The organism is Bacillus sp. NPDC093026, assembly GCF_044754665.1.
Taxonomy (GTDB): Bacteria; Bacillota; Bacilli; order Bacillales; family Bacillaceae; genus Bacillus; species Bacillus maqinnsis.
Genome location: NZ_JBIVPN010000001.1, coordinates 662,763 through 685,120 on the forward strand (window position 1 = coordinate 662,763; position 22,358 = coordinate 685,120).

Annotated in this window: 27 protein-coding genes, 1 tRNA gene, 1 pseudogene and 1 riboswitch; of the genes and pseudogenes, 10 read left to right on the forward strand and 19 right to left on the reverse strand. The window is 38.6% G+C overall.

Going from position 1 to position 22,358, the window contains the following annotated elements:
• Window positions 1–11 precede the first annotated feature (11 nt).
• The 3 genes from ACIQCE_RS03350 (at window position 12) to ACIQCE_RS03360 (ending at window position 1,156) form a co-directional block, all read left to right on the forward strand.
• Window positions 12–782 carry a type II toxin-antitoxin system SpoIISA family toxin gene (locus tag ACIQCE_RS03350; protein ID WP_353856066.1) on the forward strand — a complete coding sequence of 257 codons (771 nt, stop codon included), beginning with the start codon at window positions 12–14 and terminating at the stop codon, window positions 780–782.
• On the forward strand, window positions 757–927 hold the full coding sequence (locus tag ACIQCE_RS03355; RefSeq protein ID WP_400493835.1) for a type II toxin-antitoxin system SpoIISB family antitoxin: 171 nt from the start codon (window positions 757–759) through the stop codon (window positions 925–927). Before ACIQCE_RS03350 ends, ACIQCE_RS03355 begins: the two co-directional genes overlap by 26 nt.
• A gap of 97 nt (window positions 928–1,024) precedes the next feature.
• The gene (locus ACIQCE_RS03360; protein WP_353856068.1) at window positions 1,025–1,156 is read left to right on the forward strand and encodes a hypothetical protein; all 132 of its coding nucleotides are present in this window, start codon (window positions 1,025–1,027) and stop codon (window positions 1,154–1,156) included.
• Here ACIQCE_RS03360 and ACIQCE_RS03365 read toward each other — a convergent pair.
• Window positions 1,145–1,954, reverse strand: a pseudogene (locus tag ACIQCE_RS03365) (N-acetylmuramoyl-L-alanine amidase). The gene ACIQCE_RS03360 and the pseudogene ACIQCE_RS03365 sit on opposite strands and share 12 nt — an antisense overlap.
• A gap of 355 nt (window positions 1,955–2,309) precedes the next feature.
• On the opposite strand from ACIQCE_RS03365, the gene ACIQCE_RS03370 reads away from it, so the two are divergent.
• Complete coding sequence (locus ACIQCE_RS03370) at window positions 2,310–2,861, forward strand: ImmA/IrrE family metallo-endopeptidase (protein ID WP_400493590.1); 552 nt, start codon at window positions 2,310–2,312, stop codon at window positions 2,859–2,861.
• Window positions 2,862–2,882: 21 nt separating this feature from the next.
• Here ACIQCE_RS03370 and ACIQCE_RS03375 read toward each other — a convergent pair whose 3' ends face one another.
• The gene (locus ACIQCE_RS03375; RefSeq protein ID WP_400493591.1) at window positions 2,883–3,506 is read right to left on the reverse strand and encodes a poly-gamma-glutamate hydrolase family protein; all 624 of its coding nucleotides are present in this window, start codon (window positions 3,504–3,506) and stop codon (window positions 2,883–2,885) included.
• A 252-nt stretch (window positions 3,507–3,758) separates the two neighbouring features.
• On the opposite strand from ACIQCE_RS03375, the gene ACIQCE_RS03380 reads away from it, so the two are divergent.
• The gene (locus tag ACIQCE_RS03380; protein ID WP_400493592.1) at window positions 3,759–4,130 is read left to right on the forward strand and encodes a DUF5412 domain-containing protein; all 372 of its coding nucleotides are present in this window, start codon (window positions 3,759–3,761) and stop codon (window positions 4,128–4,130) included.
• Between the two features lie 185 nt (window positions 4,131–4,315).
• On the opposite strand, the gene hag (ACIQCE_RS03385) is transcribed toward ACIQCE_RS03380, so the two are convergent.
• From hag (ACIQCE_RS03385) to alr, 4 genes are all read right to left on the reverse strand, one after another.
• Window positions 4,316–5,137 (reverse strand): flagellin Hag, encoded by an 822-nt coding sequence (gene hag / locus ACIQCE_RS03385; RefSeq protein WP_353856073.1) that lies wholly within the window; start codon window positions 5,135–5,137, stop codon window positions 4,316–4,318.
• A gap of 289 nt (window positions 5,138–5,426) precedes the next feature.
• The gene (gene hag, locus ACIQCE_RS03390; RefSeq protein ID WP_400493593.1) at window positions 5,427–6,248 is read right to left on the reverse strand and encodes a flagellin Hag; all 822 of its coding nucleotides are present in this window, start codon (window positions 6,246–6,248) and stop codon (window positions 5,427–5,429) included.
• 227 nt (window positions 6,249–6,475) lie between these two features.
• Window positions 6,476–7,909, reverse strand: coding sequence for a Kelch repeat-containing protein (locus tag ACIQCE_RS03395; protein WP_400493594.1), 1,434 nt, complete (start codon window positions 7,907–7,909; stop codon window positions 6,476–6,478).
• Between the two features lie 158 nt (window positions 7,910–8,067).
• Window positions 8,068–9,249, reverse strand: coding sequence for an alanine racemase (alr, locus tag ACIQCE_RS03400; protein ID WP_400493595.1), 1,182 nt, complete (start codon window positions 9,247–9,249; stop codon window positions 8,068–8,070).
• A gap of 256 nt (window positions 9,250–9,505) precedes the next feature.
• Between alr and ACIQCE_RS03405 the strand changes: the two genes are divergently transcribed.
• A complete protein-coding gene (locus ACIQCE_RS03405; protein ID WP_400493596.1) occupies window positions 9,506–9,691 on the forward strand; it encodes a hypothetical protein in 186 nt (61 codons plus the stop codon).
• A 190-nt stretch (window positions 9,692–9,881) separates the two neighbouring features.
• Here ACIQCE_RS03405 and ACIQCE_RS03410 read toward each other — a convergent pair whose 3' ends face one another.
• From ACIQCE_RS03410 to ACIQCE_RS03440, 7 genes are all read right to left on the reverse strand, one after another.
• On the reverse strand, window positions 9,882–10,163 hold the full coding sequence (locus ACIQCE_RS03410) for a hypothetical protein (protein ID WP_400493597.1): 282 nt from the start codon (window positions 10,161–10,163) through the stop codon (window positions 9,882–9,884).
• 5 nt (window positions 10,164–10,168) lie between these two features.
• On the reverse strand, window positions 10,169–10,732 hold the full coding sequence (locus ACIQCE_RS03415; protein ID WP_400493598.1) for a hypothetical protein: 564 nt from the start codon (window positions 10,730–10,732) through the stop codon (window positions 10,169–10,171).
• A 58-nt stretch (window positions 10,733–10,790) separates the two neighbouring features.
• Window positions 10,791–11,126 (reverse strand): hypothetical protein, encoded by a 336-nt coding sequence (locus ACIQCE_RS03420; RefSeq protein WP_003211795.1) that lies wholly within the window; start codon window positions 11,124–11,126, stop codon window positions 10,791–10,793.
• Window positions 11,127–11,146: 20 nt separating this feature from the next.
• Window positions 11,147–12,760: a T7SS effector LXG polymorphic toxin gene (locus ACIQCE_RS03425; RefSeq protein ID WP_483861783.1), complete on the reverse strand. Its 1,614-nt coding sequence runs from the start codon at window positions 12,758–12,760 to the stop codon at window positions 11,147–11,149.
• A 513-nt stretch (window positions 12,761–13,273) separates the two neighbouring features.
• Window positions 13,274–13,346 (reverse strand) — tRNA-Val (locus tag ACIQCE_RS03430).
• A 134-nt stretch (window positions 13,347–13,480) separates the two neighbouring features.
• A complete protein-coding gene (metC, locus tag ACIQCE_RS03435; RefSeq protein WP_400493600.1) occupies window positions 13,481–14,656 on the reverse strand; it encodes a cystathionine beta-lyase in 1,176 nt (391 codons plus the stop codon).
• Window positions 14,653–15,771, reverse strand: a complete 1,119-nt coding sequence (locus tag ACIQCE_RS03440) for a methionine biosynthesis PLP-dependent protein (RefSeq protein WP_400493601.1) — start codon at window positions 15,769–15,771, stop codon at window positions 14,653–14,655. Before ACIQCE_RS03440 ends, metC begins: the two co-directional genes overlap by 4 nt.
• Window positions 15,772–15,850: 79 nt before the next feature.
• Window positions 15,851–15,972: riboswitch (SAM riboswitch) on the reverse strand.
• Window positions 15,973–16,190: 218 nt separating this feature from the next.
• Here ACIQCE_RS03440 and ACIQCE_RS03445 point away from each other — a divergent pair.
• Genes ACIQCE_RS03445 through ACIQCE_RS03455 form a run of 3 tightly spaced genes read left to right on the forward strand, consistent with a single transcriptional unit; the run spans window position 16,191 to window position 17,943 of the window.
• On the forward strand, window positions 16,191–16,931 hold the full coding sequence (locus tag ACIQCE_RS03445; RefSeq protein WP_400493602.1) for an esterase family protein: 741 nt from the start codon (window positions 16,191–16,193) through the stop codon (window positions 16,929–16,931).
• A 52-nt stretch (window positions 16,932–16,983) separates the two neighbouring features.
• Window positions 16,984–17,499: a YjcG family protein gene (locus tag ACIQCE_RS03450; protein WP_400493603.1), complete on the forward strand. Its 516-nt coding sequence runs from the start codon at window positions 16,984–16,986 to the stop codon at window positions 17,497–17,499.
• Between the two features lie 6 nt (window positions 17,500–17,505).
• On the forward strand, window positions 17,506–17,943 hold the full coding sequence (locus tag ACIQCE_RS03455) for a GNAT family N-acetyltransferase (protein WP_400493604.1): 438 nt from the start codon (window positions 17,506–17,508) through the stop codon (window positions 17,941–17,943).
• Window positions 17,944–18,028: 85 nt separating this feature from the next.
• Here the strand turns inward: ACIQCE_RS03455 and ACIQCE_RS03460 are convergent, their stop codons facing one another.
• Window positions 18,029–18,286 carry a hypothetical protein gene (locus ACIQCE_RS03460; RefSeq protein WP_400493605.1) on the reverse strand — a complete coding sequence of 86 codons (258 nt, stop codon included), beginning with the start codon at window positions 18,284–18,286 and terminating at the stop codon, window positions 18,029–18,031.
• Between the two features lie 128 nt (window positions 18,287–18,414).
• Here ACIQCE_RS03460 and ACIQCE_RS03465 point away from each other — a divergent pair, with 128 nt between their 5' ends.
• A complete protein-coding gene (locus ACIQCE_RS03465) occupies window positions 18,415–20,718 on the forward strand; it encodes an ATP-dependent helicase (protein ID WP_400493606.1) in 2,304 nt (767 codons plus the stop codon).
• Window positions 20,719–20,734: 16 nt separating this feature from the next.
• On the opposite strand, the gene spoVIF is transcribed toward ACIQCE_RS03465, so the two are convergent.
• The 5 genes from spoVIF to ACIQCE_RS03490 form a co-directional block, all read right to left on the reverse strand.
• Complete coding sequence (gene spoVIF / locus ACIQCE_RS03470) at window positions 20,735–20,992, reverse strand: sporulation-specific transcription regulator SpoVIF (protein WP_353856088.1); 258 nt, start codon at window positions 20,990–20,992, stop codon at window positions 20,735–20,737.
• Window positions 20,993–21,133: 141 nt separating this feature from the next.
• Window positions 21,134–21,259: a YjcZ family sporulation protein gene (locus tag ACIQCE_RS03475; RefSeq protein ID WP_099727562.1), complete on the reverse strand. Its 126-nt coding sequence runs from the start codon at window positions 21,257–21,259 to the stop codon at window positions 21,134–21,136.
• 84 nt (window positions 21,260–21,343) lie between these two features.
• Window positions 21,344–21,565 (reverse strand): hypothetical protein, encoded by a 222-nt coding sequence (locus ACIQCE_RS03480; RefSeq protein ID WP_353856089.1) that lies wholly within the window; start codon window positions 21,563–21,565, stop codon window positions 21,344–21,346.
• Window positions 21,566–21,652: 87 nt separating this feature from the next.
• On the reverse strand, window positions 21,653–21,781 hold the full coding sequence (locus ACIQCE_RS03485) for a hypothetical protein (RefSeq protein WP_400493607.1): 129 nt from the start codon (window positions 21,779–21,781) through the stop codon (window positions 21,653–21,655).
• Window positions 21,782–21,853: 72 nt separating this feature from the next.
• Window positions 21,854–22,204 (reverse strand): DUF1360 domain-containing protein, encoded by a 351-nt coding sequence (locus tag ACIQCE_RS03490; RefSeq protein WP_400493608.1) that lies wholly within the window; start codon window positions 22,202–22,204, stop codon window positions 21,854–21,856.
• Window positions 22,205–22,358: the final 154 nt, after the last annotated feature.

Genomic DNA, 22,358 nt, shown 5'->3' on the forward strand with positions numbered 1-22,358 from the left:
AGAGAATGTACATGCTGTTATTTTTTCAGTTTGCTGTATGGTTTTTATTAGGGGCCCTTGCTGTTTATGTTTTTGCTGTGTGGCGATATGAACAGAAAGTCAAAGAGAAAATGTTTGCGATTCGTAAAACGTGGTATTTGATCTATGTAGCAGGTGCTGTTGTTTACTGGACAAATGATCCCTCATCGATCTTTACAGATTGGATGCATTATCTGATTATCGCCGTCTTTTTTGCTCTAACAGATGCTTTTATTTTTCTCAGCTCCTATATTAAAAAACTTGGAAATCATGAGATAGAAACCGACACACATCAGCTCCTCGAAGAAAATAACGATCTTCTCCATTCTTACCTCAATAAATTAAAAACGTACCAATACCTATTGAAAAACGAGCCGATTCATGTATATTATGGAAGTACAGAAGCATATATAGAGGGAATCGAGCGGCTGATTGATTCATTTGCAGAAAAAATGAATATACAAGCGGTCCTTTGTCCATATGATGCGCAAGAACAAAAAGATGATCTGCTTCGGACATTCGATCAGCGATTTTCGATTCAGGCGAAGCTTGACAGGCAGGAAGTCTATTACGATGATTACGGCAAATTGGTCCTCATCCCATTTTCAGTGGCAGATGCACACTTTGTAATTAAACTGACCTCTGACGATATTGTCACTGAGTTTGATTATTTATTAATGACCTCACTTACAACGATTTATGACTTGATCTTGCCTGACGAAGAGGAAGGTGATGAAGATGGAACATGCACTTCAAGGGGATAACAACAATCGTAAGAAAAACCCTTTTAAAATTTTAAAAAGGAAACGGCACATCAGTATGGCTGATTACAAAGTAAGTCCTCATACAGAGCGGATTTTCAAAAAAAATGAACAGCTCCTAGACGAGTATAAAAATAAAAAAGTTTGACCACACTAAAGGGCGCGGAACTACTCCGCGTCCTTATTCCATTTTTACATATGCACGCATACAATAAATCACACGCTATAACAATTGAGGTGTCTAAATGAAAAAGAAAATCAAACAATTGAGATATGTCGAGTTTGCTGAATTTCAGTTATCCCCCTATTTTCGTCAATTAAATAAAAAAAGTAAATTCGCTATCCAAACGTATAAACAGAAAAACTCACTTGTTTAACAATTCAAGTAGTTTTCGCTTCGTCTCTTGGCCGAATATCCCGTCACTTTGGAGATTCGTTGAAAACGAGCCACCGCATTAGCTGTTTTTTCTCCATTAATACCATCTGCCCCTCCCCTTTATCTACAGCTTTTTGATCAGGATAAAAATAAACAGCGACAAGTGCTTTTTGTACAAGACGTACACGCTTCCCTTTCGTAGATAGTGAAGTAGCTTTGAAACTCCCGTCCGGAAGTACTTTTTATTTCGATATATTTTGAGAACTTGTCCAATTTAAATCATGTTCGATTGCTGATCTGATTCCATTGCCAATCACTGACCGAAACACTGTGTGCTTTTTGAAACACTGGTGAATGTATCTCCTTTTTTGATCACATACGTTTTGACCATCTCCGGATCACTTGCTGGTTCAATCCCTCTATTGAATTCATCCCATGATGATAAAAGCAGGCAAGGACATGCTTTTCCAGACCAATGCTGATGTGTAACCACATTTGAAAGTGGTATATCATATTCTCGTAATAATTTTGAATCAGCCATTGGGCATGTCTCACGGCTTGCTGAAAATCCCTATCATCAGTTTTCACAAATTGCAATTCCGATAGATTACCGATTGCCGTTTCCATAACCATCCACTGCATGCAACCGCTTTTATTTAAGGGCAAATGTTGAAAAATTTCATGATCATCTACTGTAAAGTGCTGGCTCACCCCTGTCGTTGCACGTTTGACATAAGCTGCATGACTTTTCGCGTCAGCCCCCTTTGATGTATTTATCTGTGTTGTGCACAGTCGTCATTGCATAACCCGATCCATTTCCAATTGGAATAAAATCTTGATAAATTTATCACTCCTTTTCGTGAAACGTTCTATCCGCATTTCTCATCAATTGGTGGAAATCATAAGACAAATTTTGTTTGTTTAAGTGACAGAAATATGGTAAAATTTGAATCAATCCTCAAGTTTTTCTATATGAGAATGAAAAAATAAACAAAAAAGCAGGAAATAATTCCATTTCTCTTTACTTTTATGTTAAAATTGTTCAAAACAAGCCGATATAAAAAATAAAACGATTGCTTCATTAGCTGTTTAGTCCTATACGGACTTTTCTTTTACACCAAAAATAGAACATACGTTTGCTTGGAGGTTTTTCAATGACTGGTTTTTTAACCCATTTAGAAGAAGATATTCAGCGATTATACACTCAGCTTCAATTATACGGTCCTGCATACATGGATATACAGAGGATCGCATCTGAATTTAACATCTGGGTTCACTATGAAGAAACCGGCAGTATGATGATCAAACATCAGGGTCTATACAGTATTATTTTAAACAGATCCCTATCATCAGAAGAACAATGGCAGGATTTTGCCCATGAGCTTTGTCATGTCTTAAAGCATACAGGCAACCACTTCAAGATGCACAAGCTTTTTCGTGAGCTGCAAGAATTTCAAGCAAAACAATTTATGTATCACTTTTGTGTCCCTACATTTATGCTGCTGCAAATGAAGCTGCCAAATCTTCGGCAGCAGGCCATTCAGCATATCGCTCAAACATTTCATGTGACATGGGCATTTGCTGAAAAACGAATAGCATTATTCGAGCAGCGAAGATTAGGGATCCGATTTCAAAAGGAATTTACTTCTTACTTCATTAAAGCGGAGAAGGTAGCCGAAAAAAAAGCCGTCTATCAAACAGATTAAAGCTTCCCACAAGGCAGAGATTTATTCATAAAGTCTCAATACTTGTTTAAGAACACTTGTGTATTTATAAAACAATTCATTTTGTGTGTCACGCCTATTTCGCCGTCTAAAGTCATCAAAGAATGCCATTCTTTGTGCCCGGCTAACTTCAATCTGCACACTTTGACCTGTGAGGCATTGATTATTAATATTCTGAGGATGTGTTCCTGAAAACTGATCAGACTCAGATAGCAGCAACGCTTGAAATCCATTCATCGTTAAAAGTCTCGCTGCTTCGGCCGCTTTTACACGATCTGTTCCTCCAACTAAGTTTTGACACACTTCTGTTTCTCCGTAGCCGTGAAGTGCAAATGTATAATGATGTGTATGTACCTGAGAAAGACAGATCGGCTCGTCAAAGCGTGTGCTAGTAATATGAAGCACTTGATTACCTTTCACTTTAAGACCCTCGAATAAATACATAGAATGTTCGCTTGCTAATTCTTGGACAAGCTCACTCACGCCTGATTCAATTCCTCCGGCATGTGGTGACAATACAAGTAGCTGATCACCTTTCCGCTTGTGAAGAATTTGATAATCAATGCCTTTTCTTTCATGAGCGGAGAGCTCTTCATAGTTTTGATACGTATCTTTTATTTTCATCATTCAATTTGCTCCAATTCCTCTATATGAAAATAAGTCTACTTGATCACAAAATCTTTTGTAAAGATCATTTTAGACACATCCACCAAATCGCATTTTTTACAATCCTTATATTTTCCTTATAATGACGCTATCTGTTGTATTTTGAGAAAAAATAACCGATAATTGAATTGTATAGAATGATTGGACTTGATGAATCTTTTGTATTCTTTTCTCATATATTAGAAGTATTGCAATCTACATCTGGAGGAATCCATGTTTAAAAAGAAAACCCCCGTCATACTTATCGTTTTGTTCCTTAGCTTCGCTGGGATTATTTACTGGAAATGTTTTGCTCTTCAAGGCGTTTCTCACGGAACATTCATCCGCTCCATGCCATCACCAGACGGCACATATATGATCAATACCTATAGACATAGTGGAGGAAAATTAAAGGAGAGCGCAGTCAGAGCAGAAATTGAAAACAAAATCACCCACCAAAAAAAGACCATTTACTGGAAATATCCTGATAAAGATCCTCTAATCAAATGGAAAAATACACAACTTGTTCAAATTGGAAATGAGCTTTTAAATGTTGTAAAAGGGGAAACGTATGATTATCGCTATGATATAGCACCTAGAAAATAAGATTTAAGTAACAAAAAAACGAACCCTCTTTGGATTCGTTTTTTTGTTACTTTGACATGATTTTTTGCATACCCAAGCTGAAGACAAATTATATAATTGATAAAAACAAGTGAAACCCCCGCTTTTACTCGAAGTAAGAGTGGGGGTTTGTCTATGGTTTGAAAGCCCCTTAATGGAGCATTTCATTAGCGTAATAATTGAAGTACGTTTTGTGGCTGCTGGTTTGCTTGAGCAAGCATCGCTTGAGAAGCTTGAGAAAGAATGTTGTTCTTTGTGAACTCACTCATTTCTTTCGCCATGTCAACATCACGAATACGAGACTCGGCTGCTGTTAAGTTTTCTCCAGAAGCGCTCAAGTTGTTGATTGTGTGCTCTAGGCGGTTTTGTACCGCTCCAAGTGCTGAACGTTGTTTAGACACTGCACCGATCGCTGCATCAATTTTGGCCACTTCTGTATCAAATTCAAAACCTTCTTCATTCACTTTAATATCTTTCACAGTTAACGTTTCTGCATCCATTTTACCAATCTGTACAATAATATTTTGTTTAACATTTGCACCAATTTGGAACTGGAACCCGTTTTCAACACTACCATCTAAAAGTTTTTTACCATTAAATTCTGTACGGTTTGAAATACCATCAATTTCTTCGACAAGAGCACTCATTTCTTCTTGAATCGCTGTTAAATCTTCCGATTGCTGAGTTCCTGTGTTACCTGCTTGAACAGTTAATTCACGCATACGTTGAAGGATCGCATGTGTTTCAGTTAATGCACCTTCGGCTGTTTGAATAAGAGAAATACCATCTTGAGAGTTCTTAGATGCCATTTCTAAACCGCGGATTTGTCCACGCATTTTTTCAGAGATAGCAAGACCTGCTGCACCATCTCCTGCACGGTTGATTTGAGAACCAGAAGAAAGTTTCTCCATATTCTTTTGGCTAGCATTGTTGTTTGCAGACAAACGGTTCAGTGTGTTAAGTGCTGCAATATTGTGGTTAATTCTCATTTCCTATTACCTCCATGTGTTTGAAACAATTAGACTTCCATGTCCAAAAGTTCTGAATTAGAATTTCTTTGTAAGCCTTACAATCCTATTATCGAACTCAAATGGAATATGTTTAACAAAAAAGGAATAAATAAGGTAATAGTCCTACTCATTATGATCGTTTTGCTAGAGTATGCCAAAATGAAAGGTCATTTTTCATCATTTGTCAGAAGTCTTTTAGAATTATTTTAAACAGGGATATATATGCGGTAAAAGGCATAAAAAAAAGCCCCATAAAAGGGGCCTTTCATTAACGTAGTAATTGAAGTACGTTTTGTGGCTGTTGGTTTGCTTGAGCAAGCATCGCTTGAGAAGCTTGAGAAAGAATGTTGTTCTTTGTGAACTCACTCATTTCTTTCGCCATGTCAACGTCACGAATACGAGACTCAGCAGCTGTTAAGTTTTCTGAAGAAGCGCTCAAGTTGTTGATTGTGTGCTCTAGACGGTTTTGTACCGCTCCAAGCTTAGCACGTTGAGATGAAACAGAGCCGATAGCTGAATCAATTTTTGTAATTTCAGTGTCAAAACTGAATGCAGCGTCTGAAACATCAATACTATCTACTCCTAATGTAGCAGCGTTCATGTTACCAATTTTAACATTGATATTTTGAGTCGCGTTTGCACCAATTTGGAAAGTGAATCCACCAGTCACAGAGCCATCTAAAAGTTTTTTACCGTTAAATTCTGTACGGTTTGAAATGCCATCAATTTCTTCGACAAGAGCACTCATTTCTTCTTGAATCGCTGTTAAATCTTCTGATTGCTGAGTTCCTGTGTTACCTGCTTGAACAGTTAATTCACGCATACGTTGAAGGATCGCATGTGTTTCAGTTAATGCACCTTCGGCTGTTTGAATAAGAGAAATACCATCTTGAGAGTTCTTAGATGCCATTTCTAAACCGCGGATTTGTCCACGCATTTTTTCAGAGATAGCAAGACCTGCTGCACCATCTCCTGCACGGTTGATTTGAGAACCAGAAGAAAGTTTCTCCATGTTCTTTTGGCTAGCATTGTTGTTTGCAGACAAACGGTTCAGTGTGTTAAGTGCTGCAATATTGTGGTTAATTCTCATTTCCTATTACCTCCATGTGTTTGGGACCTGACAGACATCCTTGTCTGAAAAAAGTCCTTTATTCTAGGGCTTATCAACCCTGACAATTCTATTATCGGATATGAATATAGGATGTTTAGCAGATTTTTAAAAAAATATCTTATTTTTTTATGATATTAAACCTAAATTCATCAAATCTATCCATATAAAAGCTTAAAAGCTGCTGAATTGACTTCAGCAGCTTTCTATTAATACTGTTTCACATCAAACATTAAAATATTTTGGTAGACGACGTAATCCTTCTTACTTGTGAAAGGTCCCTTATTGTGTTCATCTTTTATTTCAAAAAAATTCATTCCAATTCCAAAGCTTCGTTCTTTATACCAATTTAGAAAATCATTGATTTCTTTCATTGAAAGTAGATAATCCTTTTGTAAACCGTTAATCATGGTGATCGAAAGAATACCTTTCTCAGTTTCTGAATGTTGATTATCATCTGGTTTTGTTCCGTCCTTGTCCTTTGGCTTTTCAGTTGTGTCATCATCTGGTTTTGTTCCGTCCTTGTCCTTTGGCTTTTCAGTTGTGTCATCATCTGGTTTTGTTCCGTCCTCGTCCTTTGGCTTTTCGGTTGTATCATCATCTGGTTTTGTTCCAACTTCAGTTATATGCAAGTCTTTCAATGGAATAGAAACAACCGATTTGAAATCACTTTTTACGGAAAGATGAGCCATACTATATGAATAGTTACGTCCACCAATGACATATAATTGATCATCAACAATTGCCGCAACAGATGCTACTCTACCTTCAGGTAAGTCATGTTTGGAATTTTGAAATTGACCTTCTTTCGGATTGAATATCTGAACTTGTTTTAGCAATTCACTTGAACTATAACCAATTCTTTGACCACCAATAATAATAAAGTTTCCATTATGCGTTACATAAGACGGTTCATATGTATACGATGTTAACTTAACGTCAATTAATCTCTTCCACGTATTTGTTTCAATATCATACTGGAACAAATACTTTTCACTACTATGACCAATCGAGTTCTCTCCACCTGCAACATATATTTTTCCATCAATTGCAGATATGGCTCTCCCATTTCGAGAAGGCAATTCCGATGAATTTAAACTATCCCATGCACCAGTTACTGTATCATATCGATAAAAGTTATTTTTAGAGTCCAATGCAGACACAATATAAATATGATCTTTTATAGCAATTGCATTTAAAGTACCCTTATTATAAATTGAAAATACAGGATTTCTTGGTATTTGAATTGGCTTTTCTGCCCACTGATCACGTTCTGCATCATATACATCTATTGTGTTATAAACTGTCTGCGTCTCATCATTTATTCCCCCGATGGCATAGATTTTTTTGCCTACTGTTGCATAAGTACCTCCTGTTCTATTTCTTGGCATAGTGGACTTTTCTACCCAAATATCTTCCTTAGGATCGTACATAAACGTTTGATTATTTAATTTCTTTTTTTCACTCGCCCCACCAAACACATAAATCTTTCCATCAACAACACCTATACCTGCATTAATGCGCTCTTCAGGTAAATCTGCTCGTTTGGTCCATCCAGATGAATTGGTTGCAAGTGCTTTTAATGGACTGATTGTACTAAACAAAAGAAGTACCGTGACGAATAATAAAAATCCTTTTTTCATTGCTCATCCCTCCATGACATTTATACTCCTTTCTTATATCGTTCTATATTTTACAAAGTTTACATTTATTGGTTATTTTTGTTTTTCAACTACATTTTTCTCCTAGTAAAGACCCTTCGTATCATTTCGAATGTGTTCTAGAAAAAATTCTATCAGCCTCACACATACATCACCGGCGTCGATAATTTAATAATCTTCCCACCTCTTCGATAAAATCGAGGAATGCGGCGGCTTAAAGTGGCGATAACTTCATAATTAATCGTATCTAGCATGTCGGCAATTTCATTCACAGAGATCTCTCCCCCTTTTTGACGACCGTAAATGACGACTTCCTCGCCCTGCCTCGCCTTCATTTCTCCTAAACTGACCATGGTCATATCCATTGTCACTCGACCAGCAATAGGAACTCTTTTTCCACGGAAAAGCATAAACCCTCGATTGGATAAAGCACGAGAGTACCCATCCGCATAACCAATAGGAATTGTCGCAATGATTTCATCAGGTTTTGCAACATAGGTTGCACCGTAACTCACTGTACGAGGTTCTGTCACCATTTCCTTCACAAATGCAATCCTCGCTTTTAAACTAAGTGCGGGCTCTAGTTGGACAGCGTGTAAACTTTCAATATATTGAGAGGGATATAATCCGTAAAGTCCGATGCCCAGCCGAATCATATCTGCACTAAATTCAGGGAAAGCAATCGAAGCCGCTGTATTGTTCATATGTACCGTTGGTAGCGTAATTTCTTGTTTTTTGAGAAAACGAAGAAACTCAATGAAAAGCTTATGCTGGAGCAATGTGAAATCAGAATTAGGCTCATCCGCTGTTGAAAAATGCGTAAAAATCCCATCCCATCTGATATATTCACTTTCTTCTAGTGCTTGAACGACTGCCAAAAGCTCTTCCTTCGTCCGGACACCTAATCGCCCCATCCCTGTGTCCACATTGACATGAATGCCAAGCTTTTGTTGACTTTCTTCTTCTGCTAGAATAGCATTCGCTTTTTTTATCCAGTCTGCGCAAAGACCGGATAGATCAATTCTCCAAGCGGCAGCTTTTTTCACACAATGGAGCGGGGTAAAGCCAAGCACAAGAATCGGTGCTTCAATTTTAGCCCTGCGTAACACAACACCTTCTTCCAAACTGGCAACAGCCAGCTCAGTTGCACCACTTTCCAGTGCCTGACGGGCCACTTCAACGGAACCGTGACCATAAGCATTCGCTTTTACCACAGCCATGATCTTACTTTTCTTTGGAATATGTGCTTGAATGGCTTGAATATTTCTCTTAATCGCATCAAGATTCACTTCAATCCATACTTCCCTGCAAATCTTTTGCACTCGCATGACCTCCCATACTCTCTAATAGATCCATTCTACCCAGTGATTGGATGCTCATTCATGTTTATTCCATGTTGATCGGAAACATTCAAGGTTCATGTGGAGAGACAATATTTTTCTGAATATTCAATAAATATTGCTAATAAATTATCTGATGAGTTACCTCACATGTTAATGTATCATGAGTATAAGAGTGATCTACATGACTGATGAATGTAATCTCTATCTGAGAAATTCGACAAAGGGGTTAAACAACTTGATAAGAGGTTTGATTCGGTGGCGTTTAGAAATGCTGACAGAGAAAGAAAGCAAAACTAACGAGGAAGTAATCGTTCTCCTTAAGAAAATTGATCAACAAACAAGTGATATTACAAAAGACATTGATTACCTTTCCAAGCAAGTTGGAAAACACGATATGCTTTTAAACAGATTCAAAAATTAATAGGACCCTCTGCGGTTCTTTTTCTTTATATAGATTGGAGGAATATATGTATAAATGATAGTGAATTGCTTAAATTTGAGGGAAATGATTCTTTTTTTCGGTTTTTTCTCGGATAGGAGACCTATAAACACAAAAAACCTTGAAAGGCATTAGCCCATCAAGTTTTTTTATAATCTATAAATTCTGTAAATCATCTCCACCGCCAGCTAATTTCCCTATCAAGATAAACTGCAGGTATATATATCCCCCTTCTTTTATTTTCATCATCAATAATGTACCAATTGTTATCATCTAACCATTCTTCGTTATAATTCGTTTCTACAAAATCATTTTCCTCATCAACAAGTGCTGCGAAAAAATCATTAAATTTGTCTATATTATTTGAAGGGGTAATCTTACCATTAACCCACATACCATCAACATTAATATCGCATATATCTCCTAAAAACTCGTTTAGAAAGTATAATTTCACAATTCTCACTCCTTAGGTGAAACCTTAATATATTGGCTTGGAACTTCCCCTTTAATCAAATACTCATTATCCCTTTTAGTCCAATTAATCGCTCTTTTCTTCCAAAAATCAGAAGAAATAGCATCTCTTTCAATCAACTTTTGAATTTGTTTTGGAGAAAGTATAACAACATCTTTTAGCTTTCCAGACTGTATATCTTTCCTTAAAGCTGATATATTTAGTTCAATTGCATTTTCTCCATAATTTCCAATAACATTTTTGTTATTTGTAAAACTAGTATAAGGGCTATTAGATTTAGCTCCTTTTCTATAACCTCCAAGTATATGCTCTGTAACCGTCACTTCTCGTCCTTTATATAAACCTTCTTTACTAGCTGGTACTAAATTACCTGAACTTGATATATGAGGTTTACCAATTCCATTTGGTCTAGTTGGAGAGTGTAGTAAACTATCCCCTCTATATAAATTACTTTTGTTGGTTAAAGAAGCATCATCTATACCCTTAATCCCCATCTTCCCATGAAATCCTTTCGCCCCAAACGGCAAAAGCATCCCCAGCGCTGCGTTCATACTCGCTTCCTGCTGTTCTTTCGAGATTTTATTCCCAAACATGTCTCGGCAATAATGTCTAATCTTTGAATATTTCTGGTATTTTCTCTCTCCAAATTAACAACAGTTCTATGAACTCCTTCGTTTCAATTTTATTTTCAAAGGGTTCTTCAATCCTATAATGATGTTCAACTACTGTCTCATCTTTTTTGATATTTACACTGGTAGCATTCAATGTAATTTCAAAGTTTTCGTATACTCCATCTATCACATTTTGAATATATCCTATATACTCATCCACTTCTTCTTCTGTTGAAATATCTTGTATAAAATCTGAGAAAATACTTATTTCTTCTGGTAGTATAATTGCTAAATCACCAAATTTGTCTTCCTTAAATTCATATGAATATCTCATATAAGCTAATCACCTTCATATTATTTTTTATATAATGGATACGCTGTAGCTATTGATCCATCTTTTTTCAGATACATCTCTATTTTAATTCCTGATGATGTTACACCTTTAAATTTATTAGGACCTATCTGTTGTTTATTTTGGTAAGCTTCATCGATAGCTTTTAACACATCGACGCGGTTCCATTCCTTAGGAAAGAAACTTGATTTAGCTACTTTTTCAACTCCATCAATTTCAACTTTAGCTCTATAAATACCGTGTTTATCAGGTAGACTTTCACTTCCTGGAATAACCTTTCCACCCTGCATACTTTCATGGTGATAACCAACTGCTTTTCCTCTTTTGTTAATTTCGCCATGATAAATGTGTTTCATTGTATGGATATTATATTTTTCAGCATCCTTAATCCCCATCTTCCCATGAAACCCTTTCGCCCCAAACGGCAAAAGCATTCCCAGCGCCGCATTCATACTCGCTTCCTGCTGTTCTTTGGAAATCTTATTCCCAAACATGTCTCTACCCGTAATGGCTTCGCTGAAGCCGTTGGCGGCGGTGAGACCATATAAGCCTTTTTGAGATGTTTTTAAGGCGTCAAAGGATTTTTGCGATGTCTTGTAAATGTCGACTGCTCGTACTGCGGCTGATGTGGCTTGGGTCGTTTTGTAGATCGCTTTCCCGCCTTTGAAAATGCGCCCTGCCCAGCCGACGATTGGGATGTAGCCTGCCGCTGCCATGCCGCCTGCGGCGACTCGCTGTCCTGCGGTGAGATGCTTGCCTGTGATGGGATCAAAACCTGTTGTGGCACGTTTTGCATCATTCACACCTGTTAGTTCATTGACGATATTTCCCCCATAATCGAGGGCTTTTTCATACCAAGGACGGTTCGCCAGTGCTTCTTGTTCTTTCGCAATCTTGCGGGCTTCTTCTTGTTCTTTTTTGATTTTCAAATATTCATCAGTTTGCTTTTCAATATCGCTTTTTGCCTTGTAGATTTCGCTATTTTGATACGCTTTCTTATCAAAATTCATCGGTGAAATGGTTTTTCCGTCATTTGTCGCATTCATCATTTCGGCGTACAATGCCATTGTAGCCTGCTCTTCAGTCTCTGACAAAGCATATTCATCTTTTAGATGTTGGTCTAATTCGTTTAAATCTTTTACGGTCTTTTTCCGTTTGTCTTCGGCATCCGTTATCTTTTCATCAAAGATTTGATCATCAAACACATCAAGAGAGATGAGATCATCTATATCCTGAAAAATGGTTTCCAGTGCCTTCTTTTGATCAGATACAATACTATTGGCGTTTTTTAACCCCATCTCTACCTGATTTTCTAGAAAGTGTTCATCAATAAAAGTATCACCGCCAAGATTGGCATCTTCAAGTGTACCCGCAACACCTTCGTGAAAGGCTTTTTGTTTATCTATAAAGCTAGTAAGCATGTCTACATTTTCAGCAAGCTCTTGATAAAAACTTTTAATATTGTCGGCACCTTTTCCCGTGAAATCATCACCGAGATTCGCCACACCTTGTAATGCGTGCTTCAAATCTATCATTTGTTCGCGGAGTTCCTGATAGTGCTTCGCTCTTTCTTCCATAGCGCTTGTTAGTGCTTTGGCATCAAGTATTTTCCCCAGAAGAAGTCACACCCTCCTATTCATTGATAAGGACAATTTTACCAACACAAAACTTGTCATTAAATAGGGAGAAAGATACAAAAACAGTAATCATATATTCCGAGTGCTGTTGACACCGCTTGCTTTTTTCATTTGTACCGACTAATTTTTAAAAAATATTCCCCAAAATAGCCCAACACCTACAATATAGGTTTAAACTGAATTAAAAACAAAAAACCTTTGCTACGCAAGGGTTTCACAGATGATTCCGACTGGACTCGAACCAGCGACCTCTAACCTGAACGAAAAGAACATCGAGATTACTCGTCGTTTTCCGTAAAGTCCGCTCTTTTTTAACACGCTTGCCTGTCCTATTTGCCGACATAATACCGCCTCCACATCGATTAAGTCATCGAGGTGAATACCGCTCTACCTTGCCGATGGTATGACCGCTACCCTGCGCCTTAATACACCTAAGTCAACGCAATAAAAAACGGCTAGAAACGTTGATATAACGCCTCTAACCGCCATGGATGATTCCGACTGGGCTCGAACCAGCGACCTCTACCCTGTCAAGGTAGCGCTCTCCCAGCTGAGCTACGGAATCAGGTTATGAATCTGTTCTGGGGTTTCTGTTACTGACAGTCTCTATTATATAATTAAATCGAATGAGCGTCAATGGTTTTATTCAAATCAGCCTAATAAGCCGGCTTTGGGCCGGCTACTTTGTTTCTTTACAAATTATTGATTCACAAGGGCTGAATTTAGTTGATCGAGCGCCTGTTTAAAGTCGCGTTTTAAATCCTCACTGTTTTCGACACCGACACTTAGGCGAAGTAAGCCATCGGTAATCCCTCTCTTTTCTCTTTCTTCTTTTGGCATTGCCGCGTGCGACATTTTTGCTGGATAAGAGAGAATTGATTCGACAGCGCCTAGGCTGACAGCGAAAACAGGTAATGAGACATTGTCGACCAGTTCTTTTACTGCTGCTTGGTTTTCTAGTTCAAATGAGAGAACGGCTCCAGCTCCGCTTGCTTGCTTACGCTGAATATGTGCACCTGGGTGGTCATCTAATCCTGGATAGTATACTTTTTTCACAGCAGGATGACCTTTTAGAAATGTGGCAAGTTCTAAAGCTGTTTGGCTTGCTTTTTCTAATCTGACTTGAAGTGTTTTTAATCCTCTTAGAACAAGCCAGCAATCCTGAACACCAAGGACTGCACCGAAAGAATTTTGGAGCTGATATAGCTCCTCTCCTAGTTTCTCGTCTTTGACAACGGCAAGTCCGGATAGCACATCGCTATGTCCGCTTAAAAATTTCGTTGCACTATGGAGTACCACATCCACGCCAAGGTCCAAGGGACGCTGAAGAGCCGGAGTTAAGAAGGTATTATCTAAAAATGTCAAACAGTCATGTTCCTTCGCAAGCTGAACGACACCTTTGATATCCGTAATGCCAAGGGTTGGATTTGAAGGTGTTTCTATATAAATGACCTTTGTATTGGATTGAATGCCTTGTTTGACTTCATTCAAATCCGTCATATCCACAAAGGTATGTTCAATGCCAAAACGTGAAAGGACTTGCGTAATCATGCGGAATGTTCCGCCATACACATCTTTTGTGACCAACACATGATCACCTTTTGACAGAAGGAGAAAGGCTGTTGAAATCGCGGCCATTCCTGAGGAAAAAGCCAAACCTTTTGCTCCCCCTTCTAATTGAGCAATTGTATCCTCTAGCGCTTGGCGTGTTGGTGTACCTGATCTGGAATAGTCATATTGACCAAACTCATCAAAGGTACTTTGATGAAAAGTTGAAGCATGCTGAATCGGTACACTGACTGCACCTGTTGAACCGTCTGTTTTAAAAGCATTGTGAACAAGTCTTGTTTCTAGCGTCCAATCATGGTTGGTCATTTGACGTGTACCTCCTCTTTTACTTTAGATAGCGCCTGCTTGAGATCTGCTTTTAAGTCATCAACATGTTCAATGCCAACAGAGAATCGGAGCAACTTGTTACATACACCGTTTGCAATGCGAATCTCTTCTGGAATGTCCATGTGGGTTTGCGTGGCAGGATACGTAATAAAGCTTTCGATACCGCCAAGACTTTCAGCAAAACAGATCGTTTGTAGCTGCTTTAAAAATGGATTGACCCACTCTTCTTTTGCTATACGGAATGAAAGCATTCCACCTTTTCCTGGATAAAGAACATCTTGAATTTCAGGCTGCTTCTTTAAAAAGTCTGCTAACTCCTTTGCATTTGCCTCGTGCTGGCGTATTCTGAGGGCCAACGTTTTCATGCCTCTCATTAAAAGCCACGAGTCAAACGGGGATAAAACCGCTCCGATGGCATTTTGATGCTGGAACATGTCTTCAGATAACTGCTCTCCTTTTGTCACAACAAGACCTGCGAGGACATCATTGTGTCCGCCTAAATATTTGGTTGCGCTATGGATGACAATATCTGCTCCGAGCGTAATCGGCTTTTGTAAGACTGGCGTATAAAATGTATTATCGACAATGACCAAAGCGCCATTTTCTTTTGCAATATTGGCTACCTTTTGAATATCAGCTTCCTGCATGAGTGGATTTGTCGGCGTTTCAATAAAGACCGCTTTTGTTTTTGTCGTGAATTTGGAGCGTAAACAGTCTTCATCTGAAAAATCATCGTAAAGAAAATTTAAACCGTACTTTTTCCATTCATTTTCAAACAAACGGTATGTACCGCCATATAAGTCCGAGGAGACGATTAATTCATCTCCGCTTTCAAATAGAGCCATAATCGTTTGAATGGCAGCCATTCCCGAGCTGAAGGCAAAACCGGCCGTACCCTCTTCGAGTGAAGCAATCGCATCTTCTACTAGCTGCCTTGTTGGGTTTTTTGTTCGAATATAGTCAAAACCTGTTGATTCACCAATGCCTCTATGTCTGTATGCCGTTGAAAGATAAATGGGAGGGCTCACAGTTCCAGTTGTTTCTTCACTACGGTTTCCAATTTGCGCTAATTTCGTTTCCACATGTTCTGTCATTTGACACCATCCTAAGTAAAAAATCTGATTTCAAAACAGAAAACCCCTTCTTCATAAGAAGAAGGGGTTTAATCGCTTCCTCTTATCTTCCAAGCAAAAAAACTGCTTGCTGGATTTAGCACCTTGGTAATCACTTTCATGTGATGCATACCGGTTGCTGAGGTTTCAAAGGGCCAGTCCCTCCACCTCTCACGATAAGAATGTGTTGTTTGTCTGTTCTAATTCTTAATACTGTAACGCATTAAATGTCATTTTTCAAGTGCCATCTAACGATTAATTAAATTTTCTGTATTTTATAACAGGAGGATTTTCAACTGATTTGATTGCATGTTTGGATATAGGAACAATGCTGTTTTTCGTGTTACAATGAATGGAAACGTTTCACATGTGATGAATTTGGTTAGCTGGAGGAATAGATTATGGTGAAGAAAATAGGAATGATTCAAGAGGAAACCTTACAGTCAACAGAACTTGGTGAGGAAATGACTGTTTTGATCTATTTACCAGTCAATTACTCACCCCTTTATACATATCATGTCATCATTGCACAGGATGGTCATGATTATTTCCGCTTAGGTAAAATAGGCAGACAATCGGAAGAATTGATGCAAAACAAGGAAATGGAACGTTCCATTATCATTGGCATCCCTTATCGAAATGTCACTGAAAGACGAAATATGTATCATCCAGACGGCACAAAGTTTGACGCTTACAAACGCTTTTTAGCAAATGAGCTTGTTCCTTACATTGATGACCGTTACCCAACCTATCAAATTGGGTCAGGGCGAACGTTGATTGGTGATTCACTAGGCGCCACTATTTCACTAATGACTGCTATTGACTATCCTTCTTTATTCGGAGGTTTAATCTTGCAGTCTCCTTACGTGGATGATTCGGTCTTAAAAGCAGTCAAAGGCTCAACATCACTTTCTCATTACGCCATTATCCATCAAATTGGTTTAGAAGAGAAAGCTGTTAAAACAACCGACGGTCAAGTGCTTGACTTTATCAAACCTAACCAAGACTTAAAGGCCCTGCTAGAACAATCTGGTGCAGATTACTTATTTGAAACATTTGAAGGCGATCATAAATGGACGTTTTGGCAGCCGCTCATTGCTCCTTCATTAAAAAGAATGCTGCCATATTCGTTAATCAACTGAATTTTGTTATAATAAACAATAGCAAATACTTTCTTAATCAGGAGGGAAAACGATGAAATACGGAGTTGTTTTATTTCCATCAAAAAAATTGCAAGATATAGCGAACTCATACCGGAAACGTTATGACCCGAATTATGCACTCATACCGCCTCATTTGACACTGAGAACACCGTTTGAATTAACAGATTTAGAAGCGGATGAAGTGGTATCGACGCTACGTGAGTATGCAAAGCATGCTTCTCCAATCACCTTGCGTATTAAAAAATTTAGTTCATTCGCTCCTGTCAACAACGTCATTTATATGAAAGTAGAACCGAACGAAGAATTAACGGCTTTGAATGAGAAGCTCTATAAAGACCCAATTAGCGGAACGCCTGAATATGCTTTTGTGCCGCATATAACAGTTGCTCAAAAATTATCAGATGACGAGCATTCAGATGTACTTGGCACATTAAAGCTAAGCCGTATTGATCATGAAGAAACGGTGGATCGCTTCCATCTACTATATCAATTAGAAAACGGGTCTTGGACCGTCTATGAAACATTTATTTTAGGAGAAGAGGGTTAAAGACTTTTGAAAACTGTTGTCGTCCAAACACAAACACAACGAGAAGATGCCTATTTCGTAAGAAAAGAAGTGTTTGTCAAAGAACAAGGAGTTCCATTAGATATTGAAATCGATGAACTAGAAGAAGAAGCCATACACTTTGTCATTTATCATGATGACAATAAACCGCAAGCTGCTGCTAGACTACGCATCATTGAAGGATCAAAGGCAAAACTTGAACGGATTTGTGTGTTAAAAGAAGCTCGCTCTCTTGGACTTGGCCGCAAGCTGTTAGAGGCATTAGAGGAAGAAGCTACTGCCCGAGGTGCTCAGGAAGCTGTCATGCATGCACAAGTCCAAGCCCAGCCATTCTATGAAAAAAAGGGCTATCAAGCTGTTTCTGAACCGTTTGAAGAAGCGGGTATCATACATGTCAAGATGACAAAAACATTATCTACCTCATAAAAAACAAAAAGCCAAGGCAATCAAGATGCCTTGGCTTTTCCGTCGGGTAAAATCGTTCATAAGCCCTGAAAGAAAGCGCAATCATTTATATATAAACATTGATATGAATGCCCTTTCCTTCTTCCATAAACATATCTTTTACAAAGCGTTCCCGCTTTTTTTGCTGTACTTTTGTTTCTGCTTCTGTGACTAAGTCCTCTTTTCTCTCTAAATCTCTGTAAATCTTGTCATGAAAGGTACGCGCAACCTTTGTCACTTTCGCATAATCTTCTTTATCCTGAGGAGCAGGACGATTGATATATTGAACATACAGATCCGGCTGAATCGGTGCTATATATCCCATCAAGAACGCCTCCTTTGCTTCTCTTCTATTTTTTTATTCCCTCATTATGACTGTTTGAAACACGATTCATTTGTTATGATTAGATTTGTTTCTTTTTAAGATTTTCATACATATTGGAGGACTAGCTTTTGAAATGCGCAAGACGACATGATCAAACAATCTCATTACATACATATTCGAGAGAACATTATCAATTCCTCCATGACGAGGGAAAAAAAGGGCACTTATTTTGTATATATTGCGGAAATCCCGTCATTTTCAGATTAAATATACACGAAGAGCCTGCGTTTATTCATAAACAAATCTCTCAGCAAGAGGTGTGTGAAAAAGCGGCTGAACAAGAAGAGACCGAAGCAACATCAAAAGACACTTCTTCTTATAAGGAACTTGGCGGTTTCCGTTTTCCAACTGGCAAGCAAATCACCTCACAGCAAAAGGAGTCTGTAAAATGGCAGAAGCCAAGAACCATTGAACTTGGTGAAGCCTTTCAAAAAGAAAATGAAAAAACACATACCATTGACCTCTTTCCTCATATCACCTTTAGCGCGCCGCAACTCCAAGCTGTCACCCATACAGACGGTCCGATGCTCGTGCTCGCTGGTGCCGGCAGTGGCAAAACAAGGGTTCTGACTGCAAGAGCAGCATACCTGATTTCACAACAAGAAATACCTGCACACCATATTTTACTGGTGACGTTCACAACAAAAGCAAGTAATGAGATGAAAGAAAGACTGCGTACACAATATCATCTTCATCCATCACAAGCAAATCAAGTCGTCACTGGCACTTTTCATAGTCTCTTTTATAAAATGCTGCTGCATGATAATCCTAGCAAATGGAACGGCCAGCACTTGATCAAGTTTGACTGGCAAAAGGAACCGTACATTCGGAAAGCAATAATGAAGGAAGGACTTGATGAGAAGGACTATCCCACAGATCATATTCTGCAATCTATCGGCTTTTGGAAAAATGCCTATTTACCCGATGAACTTCCTGACCTTAAGGACGAAAAAGAAAAACAAATATGGTCCATCTATCAATCTTATGAAAAACAGAAACGAGACAATCAGCAATTTGATTTCGACGACATGGCCATTGCGTGCTTACAGATGCTTTCCGAAAAACCAGATCTTTTAAAACGCTATCAGGAAAGATTCAAGTATATTTTAGTGGATGAATTTCAGGATATTAATCCTGTCCAATACAAGTTAATACAGCTTTTAGCTGGAGATTCAGAACAACTTTATTGTGTAGGAGATGATGATCAAGCGATTTATGCCTTTAGGGGAAGCAATCCTGCTTTTATTCTTCATTTTAAGAAAGATTATCCTTCAGCCAATATCGTTCATTTACATGCGAATTATCGCTCTCATCATACCATTGTCGCAAGTGCAGATGCCATTATTAAGAAAAACCAGCATCGCTATGCCAAGACCTTAAAAGCAGTTCGTTCTGAAAAAACACCTCCCATCCTCTTTTATCCATATGACGAGGAAGAGGAGGCCACCATGATAGTTTCAGATATTCAGGAAAAAATCACAAACGGTGCAAGACCGAATGACTTCTGTGTATTATTTCGAACCAATACGGGAGGACGAGCCATTTATGAACGGCTCCATCAATCAGCCATTCCGTATCAGACCGATAATGGCGTCAAAGCCTTTTACAGTAGGCGAATTGTTCGGATGCTGCTCGCTTTTCTTTCTTTAAGTCAAGATGCAGATGATATCGCTGCGATAAAACTGCTGCTTCCTATCTTCTTTTTAAAGCAACAGACGCTTAACACACTCAAGGCGCTGACCATCACAGAAGACTGTTCAATGGTAGAAGCACTTGGAAAACTAACTGACATCCAGCCTTTCCAGCGTAAAAAGTTGCAATCCATCGTTCTTCTTTTCCAAACCTTACGGACATTAAAGCCGTCCGATGCTGTGACCTTGATCGAGCAAAAAATGGGGCTTGGTGATTATTTAAAAAAGCGAGCGAACGATACAAGTGTTCTTGAAAAAGGAGCAGATGATGTGCGCGATGTAAAAACAGCAGCGAAACGTTTTGAAACGATTGAAGCCTTTCTATCACATGCCGAACATATGAAGTCAAAAGAAAAGGAAAAAACAGACGAATCAGGTGTTCAGCTCATGACGATACACCGTGCAAAAGGACTTGAATTCCAAACAGTGTACATCACTTGTACCGTCGACGGAGCGCTGCCTCACGATTTTGCACTAGATGAACTGAGAAATGGTCATGAAGAAGCCATTGAAGAAGAGCGCCGTTTATTATACGTCGCTATGACAAGAGCACAGCAATCCCTTTATCTGTCCGTTCCTTCATTTAGAAGAGGAAAAACAGCCCATCGTTCTCGCTTTTTATATCCTCTTCTTAAAAAAAACAGTGAAATGTTCATTCAAAAACAACAGGCCCCCCTTTGATTGGAGAGCCTGTTGTTTATTTTTTGTTGTTCATCATTTTAGAGATCGTATTGAAATCTAGCTTTTCTTTCCCGCTTGTAATTGATTGAACAATTTTGTCTTCAAGTTCTTGAGGTACACGCTTATTCGCAAGCTGCGCTACTTTTTTAATGACTCCTCGAACGGTCGCCTCATCTTTAAAGTTGGCATTTTGCAATGAACCAGCAAGCTTAAAGACATCATTCATATTCACACCCGTTTTATTTTCTACACTTTTAAAAAATTTATTATCCATTCATTTGCCTCCTCTTTGTGGAGTAATCACCTTACTATATGATAATAGGCGAGATATGTGCCTATCCTCCTGTCACGATTGACCAAAGAGAAAGGAAAGCAAGAGGCTAACCCATTGCTTCCCTCACCTTCTGACTTCTGTTTAGTTAAAGAAAGAAGCACCAACAATGATTAAAAGAATGAACAACACGACGACAAGGACAAACGTTGACCCATAGCCACCGCCGTAACCGCCGCCATAGCCGCCACCGTAACCGTAACAACTCATATTTAAGCACCTCCTCTACTCCATTACAACATATGAGAAAAACAAGAAATGGTTTGGACGATCACATCAAAAAGTGCGGAAATTTTATTTCTGCTTTTTAAACAAGTAAGAATCTTCTCCGTGACTTGTCATGTATGCTTCTGTTTCTTTTGCAAAAGCATCCATTTTCACGCCAAACTCCTTTAAGTGTTGCTCAAGATCATTCGCCTTATCTGCTAAATCCATTACTACTTTTTCGTGCTCTTGTTCTTTCCCGTCATAAGGTCTGCTGAACAAAGAGCCAAGTAATTGTTCAAATGCGTCCATTCTGGTCACCCCTTCTCTCTTTCATATGCAATAACAGGAAAAAGGGCAACAAAAAACCGGATAAATCCGGTTTCTTTTGTTTTTCTCCTATTGAGGTTTCTTTTTCTTTCCACAGCCACAGCCGGACTTTTTGATTTTCTTCGTATAAACAGATTGTTGATTTGACTGCGCTGGATAACCTTGTAGCAGATGAGACGGGTTTTCAGTTGGTTTCATCGCAACCCTTCCTTTCCTATTCCATGTTAGTATATGCACCTTTTTTTATGCGTGTTTGATCAGAATGCCTGTTTATTCCACAAGCCTCGACACGATCACTTCGATTATGCCTGCTGCTGCAGCAATCGCTAATAGTAAATTCAGCCACATGCTAAACACAGGGAAAAGTATGTAAATGGCAAGTAAAAGAGCAGTACACCAGATGCCAGTACACCAATAACAGCTCAATAACTCTCCTACCCATGAGCGAAGTCCTTTTCCTTTAATGATAATATATGTTTCGGTTTCACCTTTATCGTTTACCTCTTCTTTTTCTTCATGAAATAGACGGCGAAACGGGGCAGTAATCGTATCAAACACGATCAATCTCGTCAGCCTAAATGATGCAAGTGCAAAAATAACAAATGACAAAGCACCGCTCATGATTCTCCACCTCCCTCTTATTCCGTCCTTTACTTATATATGCATGGTGAAAGACCACCATGATGAATAGATAGGAAATAAAATTGGGTTGTACTTTTTTACGTTTTATGATTCCGCCTCGAGTTCCTAACGCATTAAATAATGTATAGATTAA

Bases quoted from the DNA above. Each gene is read 5' to 3' on its own strand.
- ACIQCE_RS03350 (WP_353856066.1), top strand. From the start codon at position 12: ATGCTGTTATTTTTTCAGTTTGCTGTATGGTTTTTATTAGGGGCCCTT.
- ACIQCE_RS03355 (WP_400493835.1), top strand. From the start codon at position 757: ATGGAACATGCACTTCAAGGGGATAACAACAATCGTAAGAAAAACCCT.
- ACIQCE_RS03360 (WP_353856068.1), top strand. From the start codon at position 1,025: ATGAAAAAGAAAATCAAACAATTGAGATATGTCGAGTTTGCTGAATTT.
- ACIQCE_RS03370 (WP_400493590.1), top strand. From the start codon at position 2,310: ATGACTGGTTTTTTAACCCATTTAGAAGAAGATATTCAGCGATTATAC.
- ACIQCE_RS03375 (WP_400493591.1), bottom strand. From the start codon at position 3,506: ATGATGAAAATAAAAGATACGTATCAAAACTATGAAGAGCTCTCCGCT.
- ACIQCE_RS03380 (WP_400493592.1), top strand. From the start codon at position 3,759: ATGTTTAAAAAGAAAACCCCCGTCATACTTATCGTTTTGTTCCTTAGC.
- hag (WP_353856073.1), bottom strand. From the start codon at position 5,137: ATGAGAATTAACCACAATATTGCAGCACTTAACACACTGAACCGTTTG.
- hag (WP_400493593.1), bottom strand. From the start codon at position 6,248: ATGAGAATTAACCACAATATTGCAGCACTTAACACACTGAACCGTTTG.
- ACIQCE_RS03395 (WP_400493594.1), bottom strand. From the start codon at position 7,909: ATGAAAAAAGGATTTTTATTATTCGTCACGGTACTTCTTTTGTTTAGT.
- ACIQCE_RS03415 (WP_400493598.1), bottom strand. From the start codon at position 10,732: ATGAACGCAGCGCTGGGGATGCTTTTGCCGTTTGGGGCGAAAGGATTT.
- ACIQCE_RS03420 (WP_003211795.1), bottom strand. From the start codon at position 11,126: ATGAGATATTCATATGAATTTAAGGAAGACAAATTTGGTGATTTAGCA.
- metC (WP_400493600.1), bottom strand. From the start codon at position 14,656: ATGACCAACCATGATTGGACGCTAGAAACAAGACTTGTTCACAATGCT.
- ACIQCE_RS03440 (WP_400493601.1), bottom strand. From the start codon at position 15,771: ATGACAGAACATGTGGAAACGAAATTAGCGCAAATTGGAAACCGTAGT.
- ACIQCE_RS03445 (WP_400493602.1), top strand. From the start codon at position 16,191: ATGGTGAAGAAAATAGGAATGATTCAAGAGGAAACCTTACAGTCAACA.
- ACIQCE_RS03450 (WP_400493603.1), top strand. From the start codon at position 16,984: ATGAAATACGGAGTTGTTTTATTTCCATCAAAAAAATTGCAAGATATA.
- ACIQCE_RS03460 (WP_400493605.1), bottom strand. From the start codon at position 18,286: ATGGGATATATAGCACCGATTCAGCCGGATCTGTATGTTCAATATATC.
- spoVIF (WP_353856088.1), bottom strand. From the start codon at position 20,992: ATGGATAATAAATTTTTTAAAAGTGTAGAAAATAAAACGGGTGTGAAT.
- ACIQCE_RS03475 (WP_099727562.1), bottom strand. From the start codon at position 21,259: ATGAGTTGTTACGGTTACGGTGGCGGCTATGGCGGCGGTTACGGCGGT.
- ACIQCE_RS03480 (WP_353856089.1), bottom strand. From the start codon at position 21,565: ATGGACGCATTTGAACAATTACTTGGCTCTTTGTTCAGCAGACCTTAT.
- ACIQCE_RS03485 (WP_400493607.1), bottom strand. From the start codon at position 21,781: ATGAAACCAACTGAAAACCCGTCTCATCTGCTACAAGGTTATCCAGCG.
- ACIQCE_RS03490 (WP_400493608.1), bottom strand. From the start codon at position 22,204: ATGAGCGGTGCTTTGTCATTTGTTATTTTTGCACTTGCATCATTTAGG.